Origin of the sequence: Streptococcus sp. CCH8-H5 (assembly GCF_001556505.1) — a bacterium.
Classification (GTDB): Bacteria; Bacillota; Bacilli; order Lactobacillales; family Streptococcaceae; genus Streptococcus.
On record NZ_LSIZ01000109.1, the window covers coordinates 136,108 to 154,440 of the forward strand.

The 18,333-nt window shown below is 38.7% G+C and carries 18 protein-coding genes; 15 read left to right on the forward strand and 3 right to left on the reverse strand.

Annotated features, from left to right (window positions below; genetic code table 11):
- Window positions 1-5 precede the first annotated feature (5 nt).
- The gene (locus AX663_RS07995; protein ID WP_021151464.1) at window positions 6-1,169 is read left to right on the forward strand and encodes a MalY/PatB family protein; all 1,164 of its coding nucleotides are present in this window, start codon (window positions 6-8) and stop codon (window positions 1,167-1,169) included.
- 35 nt (window positions 1,170-1,204) lie between these two features.
- Here the strand turns inward: AX663_RS07995 and AX663_RS08000 are convergent, their stop codons facing one another.
- On the reverse strand, window positions 1,205-2,926 hold the full coding sequence (locus AX663_RS08000; RefSeq protein ID WP_002890007.1) for a glycoside hydrolase family 32 protein: 1,722 nt from the start codon (window positions 2,924-2,926) through the stop codon (window positions 1,205-1,207).
- 160 nt (window positions 2,927-3,086) lie between these two features.
- Between AX663_RS08000 and AX663_RS08005 the strand changes: the two genes are divergently transcribed.
- The 11 genes from AX663_RS08005 (at window position 3,087) to AX663_RS08055 (ending at window position 13,777) form a co-directional block, all read left to right on the forward strand.
- Entirely contained in the window at window positions 3,087-6,002 is a 2,916-nt protein-coding gene (locus AX663_RS08005) for a glycoside hydrolase family 68 protein (RefSeq protein WP_037599043.1), read from the forward strand.
- Window positions 6,003-6,091: 89 nt separating this feature from the next.
- Window positions 6,092-6,721, forward strand: coding sequence for a uracil phosphoribosyltransferase (gene upp / locus AX663_RS08010; protein WP_002883819.1), 630 nt, complete (start codon window positions 6,092-6,094; stop codon window positions 6,719-6,721).
- A 173-nt stretch (window positions 6,722-6,894) separates the two neighbouring features.
- Window positions 6,895-7,485 carry an ATP-dependent Clp protease proteolytic subunit gene (locus AX663_RS08015; protein WP_002883818.1) on the forward strand — a complete coding sequence of 197 codons (591 nt, stop codon included), beginning with the start codon at window positions 6,895-6,897 and terminating at the stop codon, window positions 7,483-7,485.
- 85 nt (window positions 7,486-7,570) lie between these two features.
- A complete protein-coding gene (locus tag AX663_RS08020) occupies window positions 7,571-8,020 on the forward strand; it encodes a YlbF family regulator (protein ID WP_021143581.1) in 450 nt (149 codons plus the stop codon).
- On the forward strand, window positions 8,013-8,294 hold the full coding sequence (locus AX663_RS08025; protein WP_002890011.1) for a YlbG family protein: 282 nt from the start codon (window positions 8,013-8,015) through the stop codon (window positions 8,292-8,294). The genes AX663_RS08020 and AX663_RS08025 overlap by 8 nt, the downstream gene beginning before the upstream one ends.
- A 154-nt stretch (window positions 8,295-8,448) precedes the next feature.
- Window positions 8,449-9,624 (forward strand): ABC transporter substrate-binding protein, encoded by a 1,176-nt coding sequence (locus AX663_RS08030; protein WP_014633924.1) that lies wholly within the window; start codon window positions 8,449-8,451, stop codon window positions 9,622-9,624.
- Between the two features lie 43 nt (window positions 9,625-9,667).
- Window positions 9,668-10,552 carry a branched-chain amino acid ABC transporter permease gene (locus AX663_RS08035; protein WP_002890014.1) on the forward strand — a complete coding sequence of 295 codons (885 nt, stop codon included), beginning with the start codon at window positions 9,668-9,670 and terminating at the stop codon, window positions 10,550-10,552.
- A 3-nt stretch (window positions 10,553-10,555) separates the two neighbouring features.
- Window positions 10,556-11,506 (forward strand): branched-chain amino acid ABC transporter permease, encoded by a 951-nt coding sequence (locus AX663_RS08040; protein ID WP_002883720.1) that lies wholly within the window; start codon window positions 10,556-10,558, stop codon window positions 11,504-11,506.
- 2 nt (window positions 11,507-11,508) lie between these two features.
- Window positions 11,509-12,273, forward strand: a complete 765-nt coding sequence (locus AX663_RS08045) for an ABC transporter ATP-binding protein (RefSeq protein WP_002883723.1) — start codon at window positions 11,509-11,511, stop codon at window positions 12,271-12,273.
- Complete coding sequence (locus AX663_RS08050) at window positions 12,273-12,983, forward strand: ABC transporter ATP-binding protein (protein ID WP_002883761.1); 711 nt, start codon at window positions 12,273-12,275, stop codon at window positions 12,981-12,983. Before AX663_RS08045 ends, AX663_RS08050 begins: the two co-directional genes overlap by 1 nt.
- A 134-nt stretch (window positions 12,984-13,117) precedes the next feature.
- The gene (locus tag AX663_RS08055) at window positions 13,118-13,777 is read left to right on the forward strand and encodes a CBS and ACT domain-containing protein (RefSeq protein ID WP_037600377.1); all 660 of its coding nucleotides are present in this window, start codon (window positions 13,118-13,120) and stop codon (window positions 13,775-13,777) included.
- Window positions 13,778-13,924: 147 nt separating this feature from the next.
- On the opposite strand, the gene cysK is transcribed toward AX663_RS08055, so the two are convergent.
- Together cysK and AX663_RS08065 are read right to left on the reverse strand one after the other, a co-directional pair.
- Window positions 13,925-14,851 carry a cysteine synthase A gene (gene cysK, locus AX663_RS08060; protein WP_002883742.1) on the reverse strand — a complete coding sequence of 309 codons (927 nt, stop codon included), beginning with the start codon at window positions 14,849-14,851 and terminating at the stop codon, window positions 13,925-13,927.
- Between the two features lie 101 nt (window positions 14,852-14,952).
- Window positions 14,953-15,579, reverse strand: a complete 627-nt coding sequence (locus AX663_RS08065; protein ID WP_060973192.1) for a YigZ family protein — start codon at window positions 15,577-15,579, stop codon at window positions 14,953-14,955.
- Window positions 15,580-15,633: 54 nt separating this feature from the next.
- Here AX663_RS08065 and AX663_RS08070 point away from each other — a divergent pair, with 54 nt between their 5' ends.
- The 3 genes from AX663_RS08070 to hpf all read left to right on the forward strand — a co-directional run bounded on the left by AX663_RS08070 (window position 15,634) and on the right by hpf (window position 18,223).
- The gene (locus AX663_RS08070; protein WP_060973193.1) at window positions 15,634-16,953 is read left to right on the forward strand and encodes a DEAD/DEAH box helicase; all 1,320 of its coding nucleotides are present in this window, start codon (window positions 15,634-15,636) and stop codon (window positions 16,951-16,953) included.
- Entirely contained in the window at window positions 16,934-17,596 is a 663-nt protein-coding gene (locus AX663_RS08075; RefSeq protein ID WP_060973194.1) for a ComF family protein, read from the forward strand. The genes AX663_RS08070 and AX663_RS08075 overlap by 20 nt, the downstream gene beginning before the upstream one ends.
- 78 nt (window positions 17,597-17,674) lie before the next feature.
- Window positions 17,675-18,223, forward strand: a complete 549-nt coding sequence (gene hpf / locus AX663_RS08080; protein ID WP_002883786.1) for a ribosome hibernation-promoting factor, HPF/YfiA family — start codon at window positions 17,675-17,677, stop codon at window positions 18,221-18,223.
- Window positions 18,224-18,333 lie beyond the last annotated feature (110 nt).

Sequence of the window (18,333 nt, forward strand, 5' to 3'; positions counted from 1 at the left end):
TATCTATGACACGTTATGATTTTACAACACAACCAAATCGCTTGGATCAAAATACCATGAAATGGCACGAAGCCGAAAGTAATCCAGAACTGCTTGAGCTTTGGGTTGCTGATATGGACTTCCTACCTGTTCCTGAGATTAGGGATGCAGTTATCAACTATGCTGAGACACATATTTTTGGTTATCCTTATCCAAGTGAAGAGCTTTACCAGTCAATCATTAATTGGGAAAAAAATCAACACGGTTACGTCGTTGATAAAGAGAGTATTGTTCTCATTGAAGGTGTTGTTCCAGCCATTTCAACAGCTATTCAAGCCTTTACCAAAGAAGGCGACGCTGTTCTCATCAACACACCAGTTTATCCGCCTTTTGCTCGTTCGGTCCGTTTGAATAATCGTCGATTGATTGAAAATAGTCTTGTTAAGGTTAATGGGCATTTCGAAATTGATTTTGAACAATTGGAACGTGATATCGTCGAGAATGATGTTAAACTTTATGTTTTTTGTAGCCCACATAATCCAGGTGGGCGTGTCTGGACCAAAGAGGAATTGACCAAGGTAGCAGATTTGTGTCAGAAACATGGTGTCCTCTTGGTATCTGATGAGATCCACCAAGACTTAGCCCTATATGGGAATAAGCACATCTCTATGAATACCATTTCAGATGCTTACAAGGACTTTACCTTGGTGCTTAGTTCGGCTACTAAAACCTTTAATATTGCTGGTACCAAAAACAGTTTTACTATCATTGAAAATGAAGACTTACGTAAAGCCTTTAAACAAAAGCAGTTGGCAAATAATCAACATGAAATTCCAACCATTGGTTTGATTACAACCCAAGCAGCTCTGACCTATGGGCAACCTTGGTTAGAGGAATTGAAGACTGTCTTTGAAACTAATATTGACCTTTTAACCAAGGAACTTAGTGAAAAGACTAATATCAAAGTCATGAAACCTGAGGGAACTTACTTGGTTTGGCTTGATTTTTCAGCCTATGATCAAGACCATAATGAACTTGGACGTTTGCTTAAAGAAGAAGCCAAGGTAGTGCTAAATGACGGTATTACTTTTGGTTCTGAAGGAGAGAAACATTTCCGCTTTAACGTAGCTACGCCAACTACAGTTGTTGCTGAAGGAGTTAAACGTCTCGTTTCTGTCTTTGGAAAATAATAAAAGTGATGCAAATAGCATCACTTTTATTATTGTTATGAGTGTACATCGTAGATTTTCAAGTTTAATAGTAGATCTTCCTGAGTGGAGAAAACCTTGACATCCTGCTTGCCAGAGGTATTAAATCTGGCTAGAGTGTAGGTTTGGCCATTGGGGAAGAAAATTTCCAAGCTACGATTGTCTGTAATAAGCGTTATAGTGATATTATCATTTTCCTTATAGAGACTGTCAGCTTTATAACCTTGACCGTTACCTAAGAGTCCATCGTAATAGTAAGAAGAGGCAGTTTGACTACCATCCATGCTGTTGTTCAGTTCAGCAGCATAGGTAGAGACCTGATAGGTACCACTTGTTATTTGGTAGGCGATTTTAACGTAATCAGAGCCTTGCCAGATATCAATGTAGATATAGCCTCCTTCTTTCTTAATATTTGAAAAATGCAGTTGGTAATACCCCGCACTATTTTTTTCAGCAAGGTCAAGAAGGCCATTAGCATTCTGATTGTGACTTTTATCAATCCAAGGTTTTCTATTGTCACTGGTGAGTGGTCTTTGACTCGAAATGTTGCCGTTTTGATTTTTGAGGGTTAATTGTTCATTTTTATAGAGGGGAGCAGACTGAATAATACCGTTCTTATCCAGTTGTAGCTGTCTGGGTGTAGTGTAAAAACCGATAGTTTTTAGAAAATCACTCTTGGCCTCTTGGTCACTGTGAATGCCTGACGTGAAGTAATTCCAATTACCAACCCAGCCAAGACTGATAAGGTTATGATTGCTTTCTTCGATTCGATTGCTTCCAGTGAAGTTAGCGCCATAATAGTCTGAGCCTTGATCTAAGCGTTTTGTTTCTGTATCTGCAATAAATAAGCCGTTACCATCTAAATGCCCTACAGTATAGTAGGTTCCAGTTGTTTCGCCTGAAGCTGTATCCTTAGCTCCAAAAAAGAGAACTTGCTTGTCCTGACCGTCAGTTGTTGTCATTGTTTTGAGAACGGGACACTCGATAGGAGCGTTGTCCTGCCAGTTACGACCCTTAAAAAATGTTTCGGGTAGGATTTTGGAGTCTCCCTTGCTATCTTCTTTGGTCCAGTTGATACCATCTTGAGATTGATAAACACCTAAGGCGTTACCTTCAGCGACATACATGAGTAATTTGTCTTTGAAGTGGAAGACATAAGGATCGCGGAAATCTTTACCGTTATAGGATTGTTCCTTTGTCAATAAAGGTTTACCATCTTTTAGGGAATTAGTAAAGCTAGCTCCCTTGTCATTTGATGCACTAGCATAGATTGCCTGGCTTCCATCATCCATGAGTCCAGTAAAATAGGCGACAGGTTCTTCGTTTTGGATACCAGAAATCCCCTGACTATCTGTGACTACACTACCTGTCCAAGCAGAATGCCACCCCTCTTTAGGGTCACCACCCTTTGCTGGTATAGCAGTCTCTTGTTTACTATAGGTGATAAAATCTTTAGTCGTTGTATGTGTCCAATCTTGACCGTTGGGTCCAAAAGGATCAGTAGCCCCATCCACAGAGTATAGAAAATAGATATCATAGTAATTTTTTTCTTGATTCCACACGATAGTCTGTAGGTCGTTAGACCATCCTTTATGAGATGCTAGATGAAAGGTTTGACTCACAGAAACCTTATTTGTTTTTTGGGAAGGATTGTTAGCGTTCTCATTTTTTATTATAAAAACAAAAAATAAAATTAAAAAAACGAGAGCTAAAATTAGAGGTGAATATTTTGATTCCATATAGTGATATTTCCTGATAAAATTACTTATTTTGTAGTTATTATTTTAACAAAAAAATAGTTTTTTACAAAAAATATCAATTTGTCATTAAAAAAAGATTGGAATTTAGATTAAAAAATGATAGAATAAAACATGTAAAAACCTAAAAGGAGAGTTTTATATGGATAGTACAGTTAATTCACAGTCAAATACAGTAGCACCAAAGCAAGCAGAGTGCAAAAAGATGCGTTATAGCATCCGTAAGGTTGCCGCAGTAGGGGCAACATCAGCACTTGTTGGTACCTTGGCATTTTTAGGTGCCACTCAGGTAAAAGCTGATCAAGTTACAGAAACAGCACCAGCTGTAGCTACTGCGACAGCAACACCAGAAACAAGCACAGCATCTCTAACGGTAGCCAGTGAAACAGCAACAAGTGTGGCAACTTCAGAAGCAGTTGAATCTTCAGTTGCACATTCAGAGGTTACAACTACACCAGTTACAGAGACACAACCAAGCAACACAACTCCATCAGTAGTCGAAGAAAAGGCGTCTAGCACAGTAGTGACATCTTCATCAGATGCAACAACACCTTCATCAACAGTTGCTGCGGTTTCTGCTCCAGCTCATACATCAGAGGCTGCAGTAGAAGCACCAACTTCAACAGCAAGCTCAGAAACAGCTGATACACATACTGAAGTAGCCCTTAAACCTACTGAAAACAGCGCTGCTAATGCAAACCTTAGCAAACTTAACGGTCGTATCAAGTCTATTGTTGAAGATAATATGACCTCAGATCAAATCGTTGCCTTGACTGAGGAAGAAATTAAAGCACTTAATAAAGTTGACTTTAGCGATGATGCTATCAAGGGTACAGGTACTAGCTTGACTTACCGTAACTTGAAAGATATCGTTGCTAGCTTCTTGAAGCAAGACAGCAAATTGGCAGTTCCTTACTTTAAAGCAGATACAATCATCAATATGCCTGCTTTCAACACTGTTGATGCCCAAACGATGAAAAAAGAAGAAATCGACGTTTGGGATTCTTGGCCAGTCCAAGATGCTGAGTCAGGTGTAGTAAGCAACTGGAACGGTTATCAGTTGGTTATCTCAATGGCCGGTGCACCAAATAAAAACTCAAACCACATTTACTTGCTCTATAGTAAATACGGAGATAATGACTTTACGCATTGGAAAAATGCGGGTCCAATCTTTGGTTATAATGCCCTTGAAGATGACCAACAATGGTCAGGTTCAGCGACGGTAAACTCTGACGGTAGTATCCAACTTTACTACACTAAGAATGATACTAGTGGCGGTAAATTGAACTGGCAACAATTGGCTAGTGCTACACTTAACCTAGCTGTTGAAAACGACGAAGTTGTTATTAAGTCAGTTGAAAATGACCACATTCTCTTTGGTGGGGATAACTATCATTATCAAAGTTATCCAAAATTCATGAGTACTTTCAACGATGACCACAACCACGATGGAAATCCAGACCGTACAGATAACTACTGTCTTCGTGACCCACACATCATTGAAGATAACGGTAGCCGCTACCTTATTTTCGAATCAAATACAGGTGACGAAAACTACCAAGGCGAAAAACAAATCTACAACTGGTCAAACTATGGAGGAGATGACGCCTTTAACCTTAAGTCATTCCTCAATATTGTCAATAATAAACACCTTTATAACCTTGCTTCATGGGCAAATGGTTCTATTGGTATCTTGAAACTTGACGACAATGAGAAAAATCCATCTGTAGCTGAACTTTACACACCACTTGTTACTAGCCACTTGGTTACTGATGAAGTAGAACGTCCAAGTGTTGTTAAGATGGGTAACAAGTATTACCTCTTCACTGCTTCACGTATCAATAAATCTACGGATGCTGAAGGTACTGTAGCAGCGCGTGAAGCTGTCGGTGATGACGTTGTCATGCTCGGATTCGTATCAGATAGCCTCCGTGGAGAATATCGTCCACTTAATGGCTCAGGTGTGGTTTTGACAGCCTCTGTACCAGCTGACTGGCGTACATCTACCTATTCTTACTATGCGGTTCCTGTTGAAGGCTCATCAGATACTCTTTTGGTAACTTCTTACATGACTAACCGTGGTGGAATTGCCGGTGCTGAGAATAAATCAACGTGGGCTCCAAGCTTCCTTATCAAGATGAATGCAGATGATACTACAGAAGTTCTTCCTAAGATGACGAATCAAGGTGACTGGATTTGGGATAAATCTAGTGAAAGCTTGGTACACGTAGGCGATCAAAACAGTGCTAAATTGCCAAACGAGGACTTTAATGTAGATTATTATGCGGTATCGGGTTATGGTCTTAAACCACATACTTATCCTACAGTTGATGGTTCAACAGGCGTTTCTGAAGCTCACGGTGTCTTGACTGTAACTGTTAAAGATGGTAAAGACAAGAAGGCAGATAAGCCAGAAACACCAGTAAGTCCAACAGAAGGTAATCATTCTGTTGATGATAAGTCTAACAAACCAGATACACCTTCTAAACCAGCAGACAATAATCAACCATCAACTAATAAAGAAGATAAACCAGCAACGCCGACGAATCCAGATTCTCCAGTTCGTAATCCGTTCCCTTATTTCACAGATCGCCCATCTAATGATAATAATTCATCAGATGATCATCATGTAGAGGTTCCTGCGAAACCTTCAACAGAGGGTTCTGTGGGTGACCGTCGTCCAGTAGCTCAAGCTACAGAGATTGCGTCACCAGTACCAGAGGCTATTGTAGCAACTGGACCAACTGTTTCAACGACTCCTGTTAAAGAAGAGTCTGTCACTGAAACAGAAGCTCCAAAACCAGCGAAGTCTGAAGAGGAAGTTCAGTCTCACGGAGTCGCTAAAGCTGATGAAGTAACTAAGTCTGATGAGTCAAGTAAAGACAACAATACTAAAGTTGCTGCCAAACTTGCTACGACTCCTAAGACACCAAGTGATTCAGAAGGTTCAAAGAGCAACATTCTTTCAATCTTGGCGACTATCTTTGCAGCAATTGCAAGTCTAGCTCTTCTTGGCTATGGTTTGGTCACAGGAAAGATTCATTTGCCTAAAAAATAATCCTTTTCAAAAACGTTTGCAGTAAAGCAAGCGTTTTTTTTGCCTTTTTGATATAATGGAGTGAGTATAAAGCAAAGGAAGAAACTATTATGGGTAAATTTCAAGTTATTTCACATCCACTGATTCAACATAAACTTTCAATCCTCCGTCGTGAGGATACTTCTACTAAGGACTTCCGTGAGCTAGTTAATGAAATTGCTATGCTCATGGGTTACGAAGTGTCTCGTGACCTTCCTCTCGAAGAGGTTGAAATTCAAACACCAATTACCAAAACTGTACAAAAACAACTTTCTGGTAAGAAATTGGCGATTGTTCCAATTCTTCGTGCGGGTATTGGTATGGTCGATGGTTTCCTTAGCCTTGTACCAGCAGCTAAAGTTGGTCATATTGGTATGTATCGTGACGAGGAAACTCTTGAGCCGGTTGAGTACTTGGTTAAATTACCAGAAGACATTGATCAACGTCAGATTTTTGTAGTAGACCCTATGCTTGCGACTGGTGGTTCAGCAATCTTGGCAGTAGACTCACTTAAAAAACGTGGTGCAGCTAATATCAAGTTTGTTTGCTTAGTTGCAGCACCAGAAGGTGTCAAAAAATTGCAAGATGCTCACCCAGATATCGATATCTACACAGCATCTTTGGATGAGAAACTTAATGAAAACGGTTATATTGTTCCAGGTCTTGGAGATGCAGGTGACCGTCTCTTTGGTACAAAATAAGTTGAAAAGGGAAAATTTCCCTTTTTTTACTAGATTAATAAGTTTTAAGTGAGATTGGTTTAGGGAATTTTAGCACTCTTTCAGAAAGAGTGCTAAGAATGATGTTTTTTATTTGACCTAATTTGACTAAAATCATATAATAGCATCAAGACAATATTAAAAGGAGGATTCATATGATTCCTGTAGTAATTGAACAAACATCACGCGGTGAGCGTTCTTATGATATTTACTCACGTTTGCTCAAGGATCGTATCATCATGTTAACAGGTCCTGTTGAAGATAATATGGCAAACTCAATTATCGCCCAACTCTTGTTCTTGGATGCTCAAGACAATACAAAAGATATCTATCTTTATGTTAATACACCAGGTGGATCCGTTTCGGCAGGTCTTGCCATTGTTGATACAATGAACTTCATCAAGTCTGATGTTCAGACTATCGTTATGGGGATGGCAGCATCTATGGGAACAATTATCGCTTCAAGCGGTACCAAAGGTAAACGTTTCATGTTGCCAAATGCAGAGTACATGATTCACCAACCAATGGGTGGTACTGGTGGCGGTACGCAACAAACAGACATGGCTATCGCAGCTGAACACTTGCTCAAGACACGTAATAACTTGGAGCAAATCTTAGCAGATAATTCTGGACAACCAATTGAAAAGGTTCATGTAGACGCTGAACGTGACAATTGGATGAGTGCTCAAGAAACGCTTGAATATGGTTTCATCGATGAAATCATGGCTAATAACCAATTAAAATAAACTGAGCTTGTCTTAAACAAAAGTCAGATGCAAATCGGTTGTATAAGGACCGTTTCATCTGGCTTTTTGTGTTATAATAGAAAACATGTTAATAATCAATGAGGAGTTGCTTGCGATTGATCAAGCTATAGAGTGTCTTGTTTCGTGTTTTATAAAGCTACCTGAGATAGAGAATTACCGTTTAAAACGCCAGAAATTCGAAAATGACAGAGAACTTCAAGAGCAACTCTTTGCATTTCAAGAATTAAAAGATAGCTATGATGCTGCTAAGGCGTATGAGGCTTTTAGACCAGATGTGAGAGAGTTGAAACGTCAGGTTTTGCGAATGAAGCGCCAAATTGATTTAAACGAGGTGGTTATTGGCTATCGTCGGGCAGAGTTCGATTTACAGACTATTTTAGCCAATCTTGGTGAGGAGATTGCCCAAGCTGTTTCAGACCAGATTTTTATTGATACTGGGCTACCTCTTGCCCCTCATAAACCACATCATAAAAAGGGAGACACTAACATAAAGGAGAAGATGAGTCATGATTAAGCGTCAAGGCATTATTGTTTATTTATACTACAATAGAGACTTACGTAAAATTGCCAAGTTTGGGGATGTTGTCTACCATTCTTATAAGATGCGTTATGTGCACCTTTATGTAGATGAGGACAAGGTCGAGGATATTTTGAAAGAGCTCGATGGAATGAAAGCAGTGAAAAAAGTTCTGCCTTCTTACTATTCTGATATTGATATGGACTTTGTAGGTAGTCTGGAACGTTACGACACCTCAGTCCCTGAACCGTTTAAGAACTTTTCTCTTTAATAAGAGAAAAGTTTTTTTCTTTTTAAAGAGTTATTCTTAAAGTAATGGAAACGATTACTGTGGGTAAAGCTTAGTTATGTGTAGTTGACAATTGTCTGATAATTCTGTAAGCTATAAGGTGGACTTTTTTAAGAAAATATTAAGGAGAAATCTTATGTCTAAAAAGATCACACTTATTGTGTTAGCCTTTTTTGCTTCCATTTTCTTGGTTGCCTGTGGCAAGTCACCAGATGTGACTGCTAATGCCAATGGTACTAAGATTGGCGATACCATCAAAATTGGTGTTAATATGGAGTTGACAGGTGCCGTTGCAGCCTATGGTAAGGCAGAGCAAAATGGTATTAAGTTGGCTGTTGATGAAATTAACAAAGCTGGTGGCGTCGATGGCAAAAAACTTGAGCTTGTCACAAAAGATAATAAATCTGAAAACGCTGAAGCTTCAACCTCTTCAACGAACTTGGCTATTCAGAGTAATGTAAATGCTATCGTTGGTCCAGCGACATCAGGTGCTGTCGCTGCGGCTAGCCTCGTATCACAAAAAACAGGGGTTCCTTTGTTGACACCTTCTGGTACTCAGGATGACCTTACGGTAGATGCTAACGGAGCTAAGAAATTTGTTTTCCGTACAACCTTTAAAGATAGCTACCAAGGTAAAGTTTTGGCAGCTTATTCTTACAGTAATTTGAATGCTAAGAAAGTAGTTCTCTACTATGATAATGCTTCGGATTATGCTAAGGGGATTGCGGATGAATTCAAGCGTGAATATAAAGGTAAAATCGTTACTGAAGCTACCTTTGCTTCAGGTGACAAGGACTATCAGTCAGCTTTGACTAAATTTAAAGACCTTGATTATGATGCGATTGTAATGCCTGGTTACTATACTGAGACTGGTATTATCACTAAACAAGCACGTGACCTTGGAATTGATAAACCAATCCTTGGACCTGATGGATTCAGTGATGCGAAATTCACTGAGCTTGCAGGTAAAAAGAATGCGTCAAACGTCTACTATGTATCAGGATATTCAACAAATGTTTCTCTTTCTGACAAAGCATCAGGATTCATCGAAGCATATAAAAAAGCTTACAAAACTGAACCAAATATGTTTGCTGCTCTAGCTTACGATTCAGTTTATATGATTGCAGAAGCATCTAAAGATGCGAAAACATCAGTTGATATTGCTGATAACTTAGCACATTTGAAAAACTTTGTCGGGGTTACTGGTAAAATGACGATTGATAAGGATCATAACCCTATTAAAGCAGCTCTTATGGTTAAAAGAGATAATGGTGAAGAAGTTTCAGCGGAAGCCGTTGAAATTGAAAAATAATCTGTTATCTATACTGAAAATGAACTAGAAAGTTTGGTTATATATGTTTTTTGAACAACTTCCCCAACAACTAGTCAATGGTATTATCTTGGGTAGTATCTATGCCCTACTTGCCCTTGGATATACCATGGTTTATGGGATTATCAAATTGATTAACTTTGCCCATGGAGACATCTATATGATGGGTGCCTTCGTTGGTTACTATGCGATTAATAGCCTTGGAATGAATTTCTGGGTTGCCCTTGTCTTTGCTATGCTTGTCTGTGCGATTTTAGGGGTTGTTATTGAGTTCTTGGCTTATCGCCCGCTCCGTAATTCGACACGTATTTCTGCCTTGATTACAGCTATCGGTGTCTCATTCTTCCTTGAGTACATCATGGTTCTATTTGTAGGGGCAGATACACGTTCATTCCCTCAAAAGATTGCAATTGAGACTTATCATCTTGGATCAATCTCTGTAACCAATGTGCAATTGCTTATCTTGGTAGTTGCGCTTGTGCTTATGGTTGCTCTTCAATTGATTGTTAAAAAGACTAAGATGGGTAAAGCTATGCGTGCCGTATCTGTAGACAGTGATGCCGCTGAATTGATGGGTATTAATGTTAATAACACTATCAGCTTCACTTTTGCTCTTGGATCATCACTAGCAGGGGCAGCGGGTGTCCTTATTGGTCTTTACTATAACTCTATCGAACCTCTTATGGGTATGACGCCAGGTATTAAAGCCTTTGTTGCCGCTGTTCTTGGTGGTATCGGTATTATCCCTGGTGCAGCACTTGGTGGATTTGTTATCGGTATTTTGGAGACATTATCAACTGCAATTGGTTTGTCAAGTTACCGTGATGCCATCGTTTATGGTGTCTTGATTGTTATCCTTTTGGTTCGCCCAGCGGGTATCCTCGGTAAAAATGTGAAAGAGAAGGTGTAAGACATGAAGAAAAATCTAAAAGTAAACCTTATTTGGTTTGGTCTTATCATTGGGCTCTTCCTTATCTTGAAAGGTCTTGAACTTTCAGGTATCATGAACCTTTACTATATCCAAATCTTAATGGGGATTGGAATCTCAATCCTTATGGGACTTGGTACTAACTTGGTTCTTGGTTTCTCAGGGCAATTTACACTTGGGCAAGCTGGTTTCATGGCAATTGGTGCCTATTCATCAGCTATCATCACTGGTATGATGCCAACATATGACGGTTTCTACCTCTCAATGGTTGTCGGTGTCATCATCGCAGCTATTGTTGCCCTTATCTTTGGTCTACCTACCCTTCGTTTGAAAGGTGACTACCTTGCCATTGCAACTCTTGGTATGGCTGAAATCATCCGTATCATTATCGTTAATGGTGGTGAATTGACCAATGGTGCCGCTGGTTTGACAGGTATCCTTCCTTATACTAGTTGGCCTGTAATTTATTTCTTTGTGGTAATCATTACCATTTTGGTGCTTAATTTCTTACGTTCAGCAACTGGACGTCAAGCAATCACTCTTCGTGAAGATGAAATTGCTGCTGAGTCAATGGGTGTTAATGTCACAAAAATGAAGGTTCTTATCTTTGTTATCGGTGCCATGATTTCAGCGATTGCTGGCTCACTTTATGTCAGCTACATCGGTACAGTCGTGCCAAAAGACTTCACTATCATGAAATCAATTGATTACCTTATCATTGCCGTTCTTGGTGGTCTTGGATCTATCACAGGTACTATCATTGCCGCTGTTGTTCTTGGTATTATCAACATGTTCCTACAAAATGTTTCAAACCTTCGTATGATTATTTACGCCTTGGCTTTGATTCTTGTAATGCTCTTCCGTCCAGGTGGACTTCTTGGAACAAAAGAACTCTATCTCTCAAAATTCTTCAATAAATCTAAGGAGGGCAAATAAAAATGGCACTTCTTGAAGTTAAAAATCTGACTAAAAATTTCGGTGGTTTGACTGCCGTTGGTGATGTTTCAATGGAACTCAATGAAGGTGAGTTGGTTGGACTTATCGGACCTAATGGTGCTGGTAAAACAACCTTGTTCAACCTTTTGACAGGTGTCTATGAGCCAAGTGAAGGAACTGTTACACTTGATGGTACAGTCCTAAACGGTAAAGCACCTTATAAAATCGCTTCACTCGGTTTGTCACGTACTTTCCAAAATATCCGTCTTTTCAAAGACATGACTGTACTTGAAAACGTTCTTGTTGGTTTATCAAATAAGCAACCTTCAAATTTCTTTGCATCTCTTTTGCGTTTGCCTAAGTACTATTCAAGTGAAGAAGAGTTAAAAGCAAAAGCTATGAAACTCTTGGCTATCTTCAACTTGGATGGTGAGGCAGATACACTTGCGAAAAACTTGGCTTACGGACAACAACGTCATTTGGAAATTGTTCGTGCACTTGCAACAGAACCAAAAATTCTTTTCCTTGATGAACCAGCTGCGGGTATGAACCCACAAGAAACAGCTGAATTGACTGCTCATATTCGTCAAATTCAAAAAGACTTCGGAATTACTATCATCTTGATTGAGCACGATATGAGTTTGGTAATGGATGTTACTGAGCGTATCTATGTTTTGGAATATGGACGCTTGATTGCCGAAGGAACACCTGATGAAATTAAGAATAACAAACGCGTTATTGAAGCTTACTTGGGAGGTGAAGCATAATGGCAATGTTGAAAGTTGAAAATCTCTCAATTAAATATGGATCGATTGAAGCTGTAAAAAACGTCAGCTTTGAAGTTAATGAAGGTGAAGTCGTAACTCTTATCGGAGCTAACGGTGCAGGTAAGACATCAATTCTTCGTACCATCTCAGGTCTTGTTCGTCCAACTGAGGGAACCATTTCTTATCTTGGAAACGACATCCACAAAACACCAGCACGTAAGATTGTTGCCGAAGGTTTGGCTCAAGTACCTGAGGGACGTCATGTATTTGCAGGATTAACCGTAATGGAAAATCTTGAAATGGGAGCTTTCCTTCATACAAATAAAGAAGAGAACGCAGCTCTCTTGAAAAAAGTCTTCCAACGTTTCCCACGTCTAGAAGAACGTAAGAATCAAGATGCAGCGACACTTTCTGGTGGTGAGCAACAAATGCTTGCAATGGGTCGTGCCCTTATGAGTCGTCCAAAACTTTTGCTTTTGGATGAACCTTCAATGGGACTTGCTCCAATTTTTATTCAAGAAATTTTTGATATTATCGAAGATATTAAGGCGCAAGGGACTACAGTTCTTTTGATTGAACAAAATGCCAATAAGGCTTTGTCAATTGCGGATCGTGGTTATGTTCTTGAAACAGGTAAAGTGGTTCTTTCAGGTACTGGTGAAGAACTTCTTGCATCAGATGAAGTTCGTAAAGCCTATCTTGGAGGATAAGAAAAAGCGCCCAAGGGCGTTTTTCTATCGTCTCATGCTGATTGTGAAATACTAATTTTTCAGTAAAATATTGCAATCGGTTTCACTTAGTGTGGTATAATACAAGTAAGAAATCATTCGGAGGAAAATGAAACATGGCAGTAAAAGATTTTATGACGAAACGTGTAGTTTATGTCTCACCAGAAACAACAGTTGCAGCAGCTGCAGATATTATGCGTGAGAAAGGTTTGCGCCGTTTGCCAGTAATTGAACACGATAAACTTGTTGGGCTTGTTACAGAAGGTACAATGGCGGAGGCCTCACCATCAAAAGCAACAAGCTTGTCAATTTATGAAATGAATTATCTCCTTAATAAGACAAAAGTAGGAGATATCATGATCAAGAATGTCCTTACTGTTTCCAAATATGCTAGCCTTGAGGATGCAATCTATATCATGCTTCAAAATAAGGTTGGAGTCCTTCCAGTTGTGGACAATGACCAAATTTCAGGAATTATCACAGATAAAGATGTCTTTCGTGCTTTCTTGGAAATTTCTGGTTATGGTCAAGCTGGAATTCGTATTGGGTTGGAAGTTACAGATACTCCACGTGTTTTGGAAAAAATTGCGAACCTTATTGCTAGTGAGAATCTCAACATCGAACGTACAATTGTTGCCCCTAAAAATGACACTGTACTTCGTGTTGAACTTCAAGTTGAAGGAGAGATTGGGATTGAACAACTCAAGAAGGTTTTTGTAGAAGCAGGATTTACAGTTACTGAAATTGCAGAAACAGAAGCAAAAGAGTTAGACTAATAACAAGGATAAAAAACAGAAAGTTTGTAGGAAGAGTTCAGTGGAAATGAGATTAAAATCCTTACTTTTTCTAGTAATTAATGAACTACAGGCTTAACTTTATACAATAAAAAGAGGCTAGAGCATTATGCTCCAGCTTCTTTTTTATTAGTCTTGAAAATCGTAAAGTGTTGTAGAGAGGTAGCGCTCACCATTGTCAGGCAAGAGTGTCAAGACTTTTTTGCCTTCGCCAAGCTCAGCGGCAACCTTTAGGGCAGCAGCAATAGCAGCACCTGATGAGATACCAGCTAGGAAACCTTCTTGGCTACCCAATGTACGTGATGTTGCGATAGCTTCATCAGAGGGAATACGCACAACACTGTCATATGATTTTGTATCCAATGTGTCAGGAATGAAACCAGTTGAGATACCTTGGATTTTGTGTGGTCCTGGTTTATCACCATTCAAGACGGCAGATTCGTCAGCTTCGATACCATAAACCTTGATATTTGGATTGGCAGCCTTAAGGGTTTTTGAAACACCTGAAATAGTACCACCAGTACCGATACCAGCAACAAAAGCATCCAAACCTTCTGCACCAAAATCTTCAAGAATTTCTTGGCCAGTTGTAGCCGCATGAACAGCTGGGTTTGATGGGTTAGCAAATTGAAGAGGTACCCAACCATTGCGTTCAGCAGCAACTTCTTTAGCCTTAGCAATTGCACCCTTCATTCCTTCGCTACCAGGAGTCAAAACAAGCTCAGCTCCATAAGCTTGGATGATTTTACGACGTTCAACACTCATTGTATCAGGCATTACGATAACAACTTTATAGCCTTTAGCAGCACCGACCCAAGCAAGACCGATACCAGTGTTACCTGAAGTTGGTTCAACAATGGTATCACCAGGTTTAATCGTACCAGCTTTTTCAGCATCTTCAATCATACGAAGAGCAATACGGTCTTTTACTGAAGAACCAGGGTTGAATGCTTCGAGTTTAACGTAAACATCTGCTGATCCTTCTGGAACAATAGAATTAAGTTTAATAACAGGTGTTTTCCCAACAAGTTCGGTAATTGAGTTGTAAATTGTCATATTTAAAATCCTCTTAATCTTTGATTGATGGTTCTAAGTATACGACGGTAGGGCCAACTTGTAAAATACATCTTCTTTATCACTGTGATAACGTTTGACTATCAGATAGGAATTTCAACGATTTTCTTTCCAGATTTTTCATAAGTAACTTTCCCTTGATAGAATTCGGTTAGTTCCTGACCGAGTCTTTCAATCTCAGACTCTTCGACAAATAAAGTAGTAGAAACATCTGATAAGAAAGTTGTATCAAATTCTTGGAGTCCTTCTTTTTCAAGGAAGTTGGAAAAGACTTGGTATTGAGAGTAGGTTAACTCTACGGTTAGTCCTGTTAATTCCTTGACTTCAACTCGGCCAATCTCTTCAATAGCATGAGCAACGCTACCAGAGTAAGCTCGGATAAGACCACCTGCTCCAAGCTTGATTCCTCCAAAATAACGAGTCACAACTGCTACGACATAAGTAAGACCTTGTTTTTCTAGAACAGTAAGCATAGGAACCCCAGCTGTTCCAGAAGGTTCACCATCATCACTGGAACGCTTAATTTGGCCATCATCACCAACGATTATTGCAGAGCAAGAATGATTGGCCTTGTGATGCTGTTTCTTAATCTGAGCGATATATTCTCTTCCTTCTTCCTCACTGCTGATACGTTTTAAGTGACAAATAAAACGAGATTTTTTTATTTCTTCTTCAACGATTCCATCGTTGGCAATAGTTTTGTAATCCATAAAAAAATTTTATCATAAAAAGATGAATTCAAACATATTTTCGAATAGAAAGATATGGTACCTAAAGAATATTATGGACGACTATTTACGAAAGAGCAGTTGCCAGTGGACTATCACCCAGAGGCTTTAACATTAGAAAGTATGATAAAGGTCGATAAACAACTTAGATGTAAAAGATGTTACAGTCGGATAGAGGAAGATTGGCAATTACCGGGAGGTCAGTATTATTGTAGAGCATGTATTGTCTTTGGTAGAAACCAAGAAGGAAAAGAACTTTATTATTTTCCTTCCAAAACATCAGAAATTGAATTTCCTGTTTTGAAGTGGTTTGGAGAACTGACTCCCTATCAAGCTAAGGTCTCAGAGAAACTTTTGAGAACTTATCAAAAACAGAAAGATAGTCTCGTACATGCTGTGACCGGTGCTGGTAAGACAGAAATGATTTATAACATCGTTGCCTATGTTCTTGAAAATAAAGGTCATGTAGCTATCGCAAGTCCTAGGGTTGATGTTTGTCGAGAATTATTTCTACGTATGAAAAGGGATTTTACTTGTAGTATTTCCCTGCTTCATGCTGAGAGTGAACCATATGATGGTAGTCCGCTTGTAATAGCTACCACACATCAACTACTAAAGTTTTACCAGAGTTTTGACTTAGTTATTGTAGATGAAGTAGACGCATATCCTTTTGTAGGAAATGTCATGTTAAATCATGCTGTAGAACAGGCGAAGACCCAAACCGGTCGATTTATTTACTTAACAGCGACTTCAACATTATCTTTAGAAGAGCAAGTTCGACTTGGGACTTTAGAAAAACATCACCTTGCTAGACGTTTCCATGGAAATCCTTTAGTACTTCCTAAATTCTTCTGGCAGGGCAGATTACAAAAATCTCTGACAAGAGGCAAGCTTTTAAGACCTCTTCTTTATCAGATTAAAAAGCAACGTAAATCAAAATTTCCTCTATTAATCTTCTTTCCAAATATAGCGATAGGTGAAAAGTTTACAAGTATTCTACAAAAATATCTTCCAGATGAAAAAATGGCCTTTGTTTCCTCAAAAAGCGAGAAGCGTTCAACTATCGTAGAGAAGTTCCGAGAAAAAGAACTGTCTATCTTAGTGACAACAACTATCCTCGAACGTGGTGTAACCTTTCCACAAGTAGATGTTTTTGTTTGTATGGCAAATCATCACTTATACACTAGTTCGAGTCTTATTCAGATTGGAGGTCGAGTTGGAAGATCACCAGATAGACCGACAGGAAAGCTTTATTTCTTTCATGAAGGACTATCCAAATCAATGCTTCGGTGTCGAGAAGAGATAAAAGCTATGAATAAAAAAGGAGGGTTTAACAATGAAGTGTCTGCTATGTAATGATTGGATTGAATCACTACCAAAATTAAGAGACCTTATTATGTTTAACCAAAGAAAAGAGTACTCTTGCCGATCTTGTAAACATCAGTTTAAAAACCTCTCAAAAGAAAGATGTCAAAATTGTAATAAAGAGTTATATGGAGATGCTTGTATTGATTGTAAACTTTGGATGAAAAAAGGCTATATTCCTAAGCACCTTGCTATTTATCGATATGAGGAAAATATGAAAGAGTATTTTAGTCGCTATAAATTTATGGGAGACTATTGTCTTAGAAAAATATTTCAACAAGATATTAAAAACAACTTAAAACCATTTTTGAAGAAAGGTTATACCATAGTGCCAGTCCCATTATCGGAAGAACGCTTGGCAGAAAGAGGATTCAACCAAGTTGAGGGATTGATAGAGGGAATTCCCTATCGGGATATCTTTGAGAAAAGAGATATTGAGAAGCAATCCTCAAAAACACGCGAGGAGCGTCTAAGTCAAGATAATGCTTTCTGTCTCAAGGAAGGTATAAATCTACCAGATAAGATTATTATAGTGGATGATATCTATACAACGGGTTCCACTTTATATCAGATGGTTCAACTGTCAGAAGGTATAGGTATTAAAGAAGTTTTGACCTTTTCACTAGCTAGATAATAAAAATCCTTGCAAATTTTCATGAAAAGGATATAATAAAGATAAAGAAAACGCTAACAAGCGAGAAAGAGGTCTTTTATGATTAAATATAGTATCCGTGGCGAAAACATCGAAGTAACTGAAGCACTTCGTGACTATGTTGAAAGTAAACTTAGCAAAGTTGAAAAATACTTCAACGAAGACCAAGAATTGAATGCGCGTGTAAATCTTAAGGTTTATCGCGAAAAGACAGCTAAAGTAGAGGTTACTATTCCAACAGGTTCTGTAACACTAAGAGCAGAAGATGTTTCGCAAGATATGTATGGTTCTATCGACCTAGTGGTTGATAAGATTGAAAGACAAATCCGTAAAAACAAAACAAAAATTGCACGTAAACATCGTGAAAAAGTTCCAACAGGAGAAGTATTCTCAGCTGATTTTAATAACGAACAAGTTGAAGAAGCACCAGCTGTTGAAGTTGTAAGAACTAAAAACATTGAGTTGAAACCAATGGATGTTGAAGAAGCCATCCTTCAAATGGAATTGTTGGGTCATGACTTCTTTATCTATACTGATAGCGAAGATCATACAACTAATGTTCTCTATAAACGAGAAGACGGTAACTACGGTCTGATTGAAGCTAAATAATAAAAAAGGGAAGTAGGTTGAGAAACGTGCTTCCTTTATTTTTTTTTAAAAACCCTATTGACAATAACTAAATTGGGTGTTAAGATATAAAAGTTGTCTTAACAGACTTG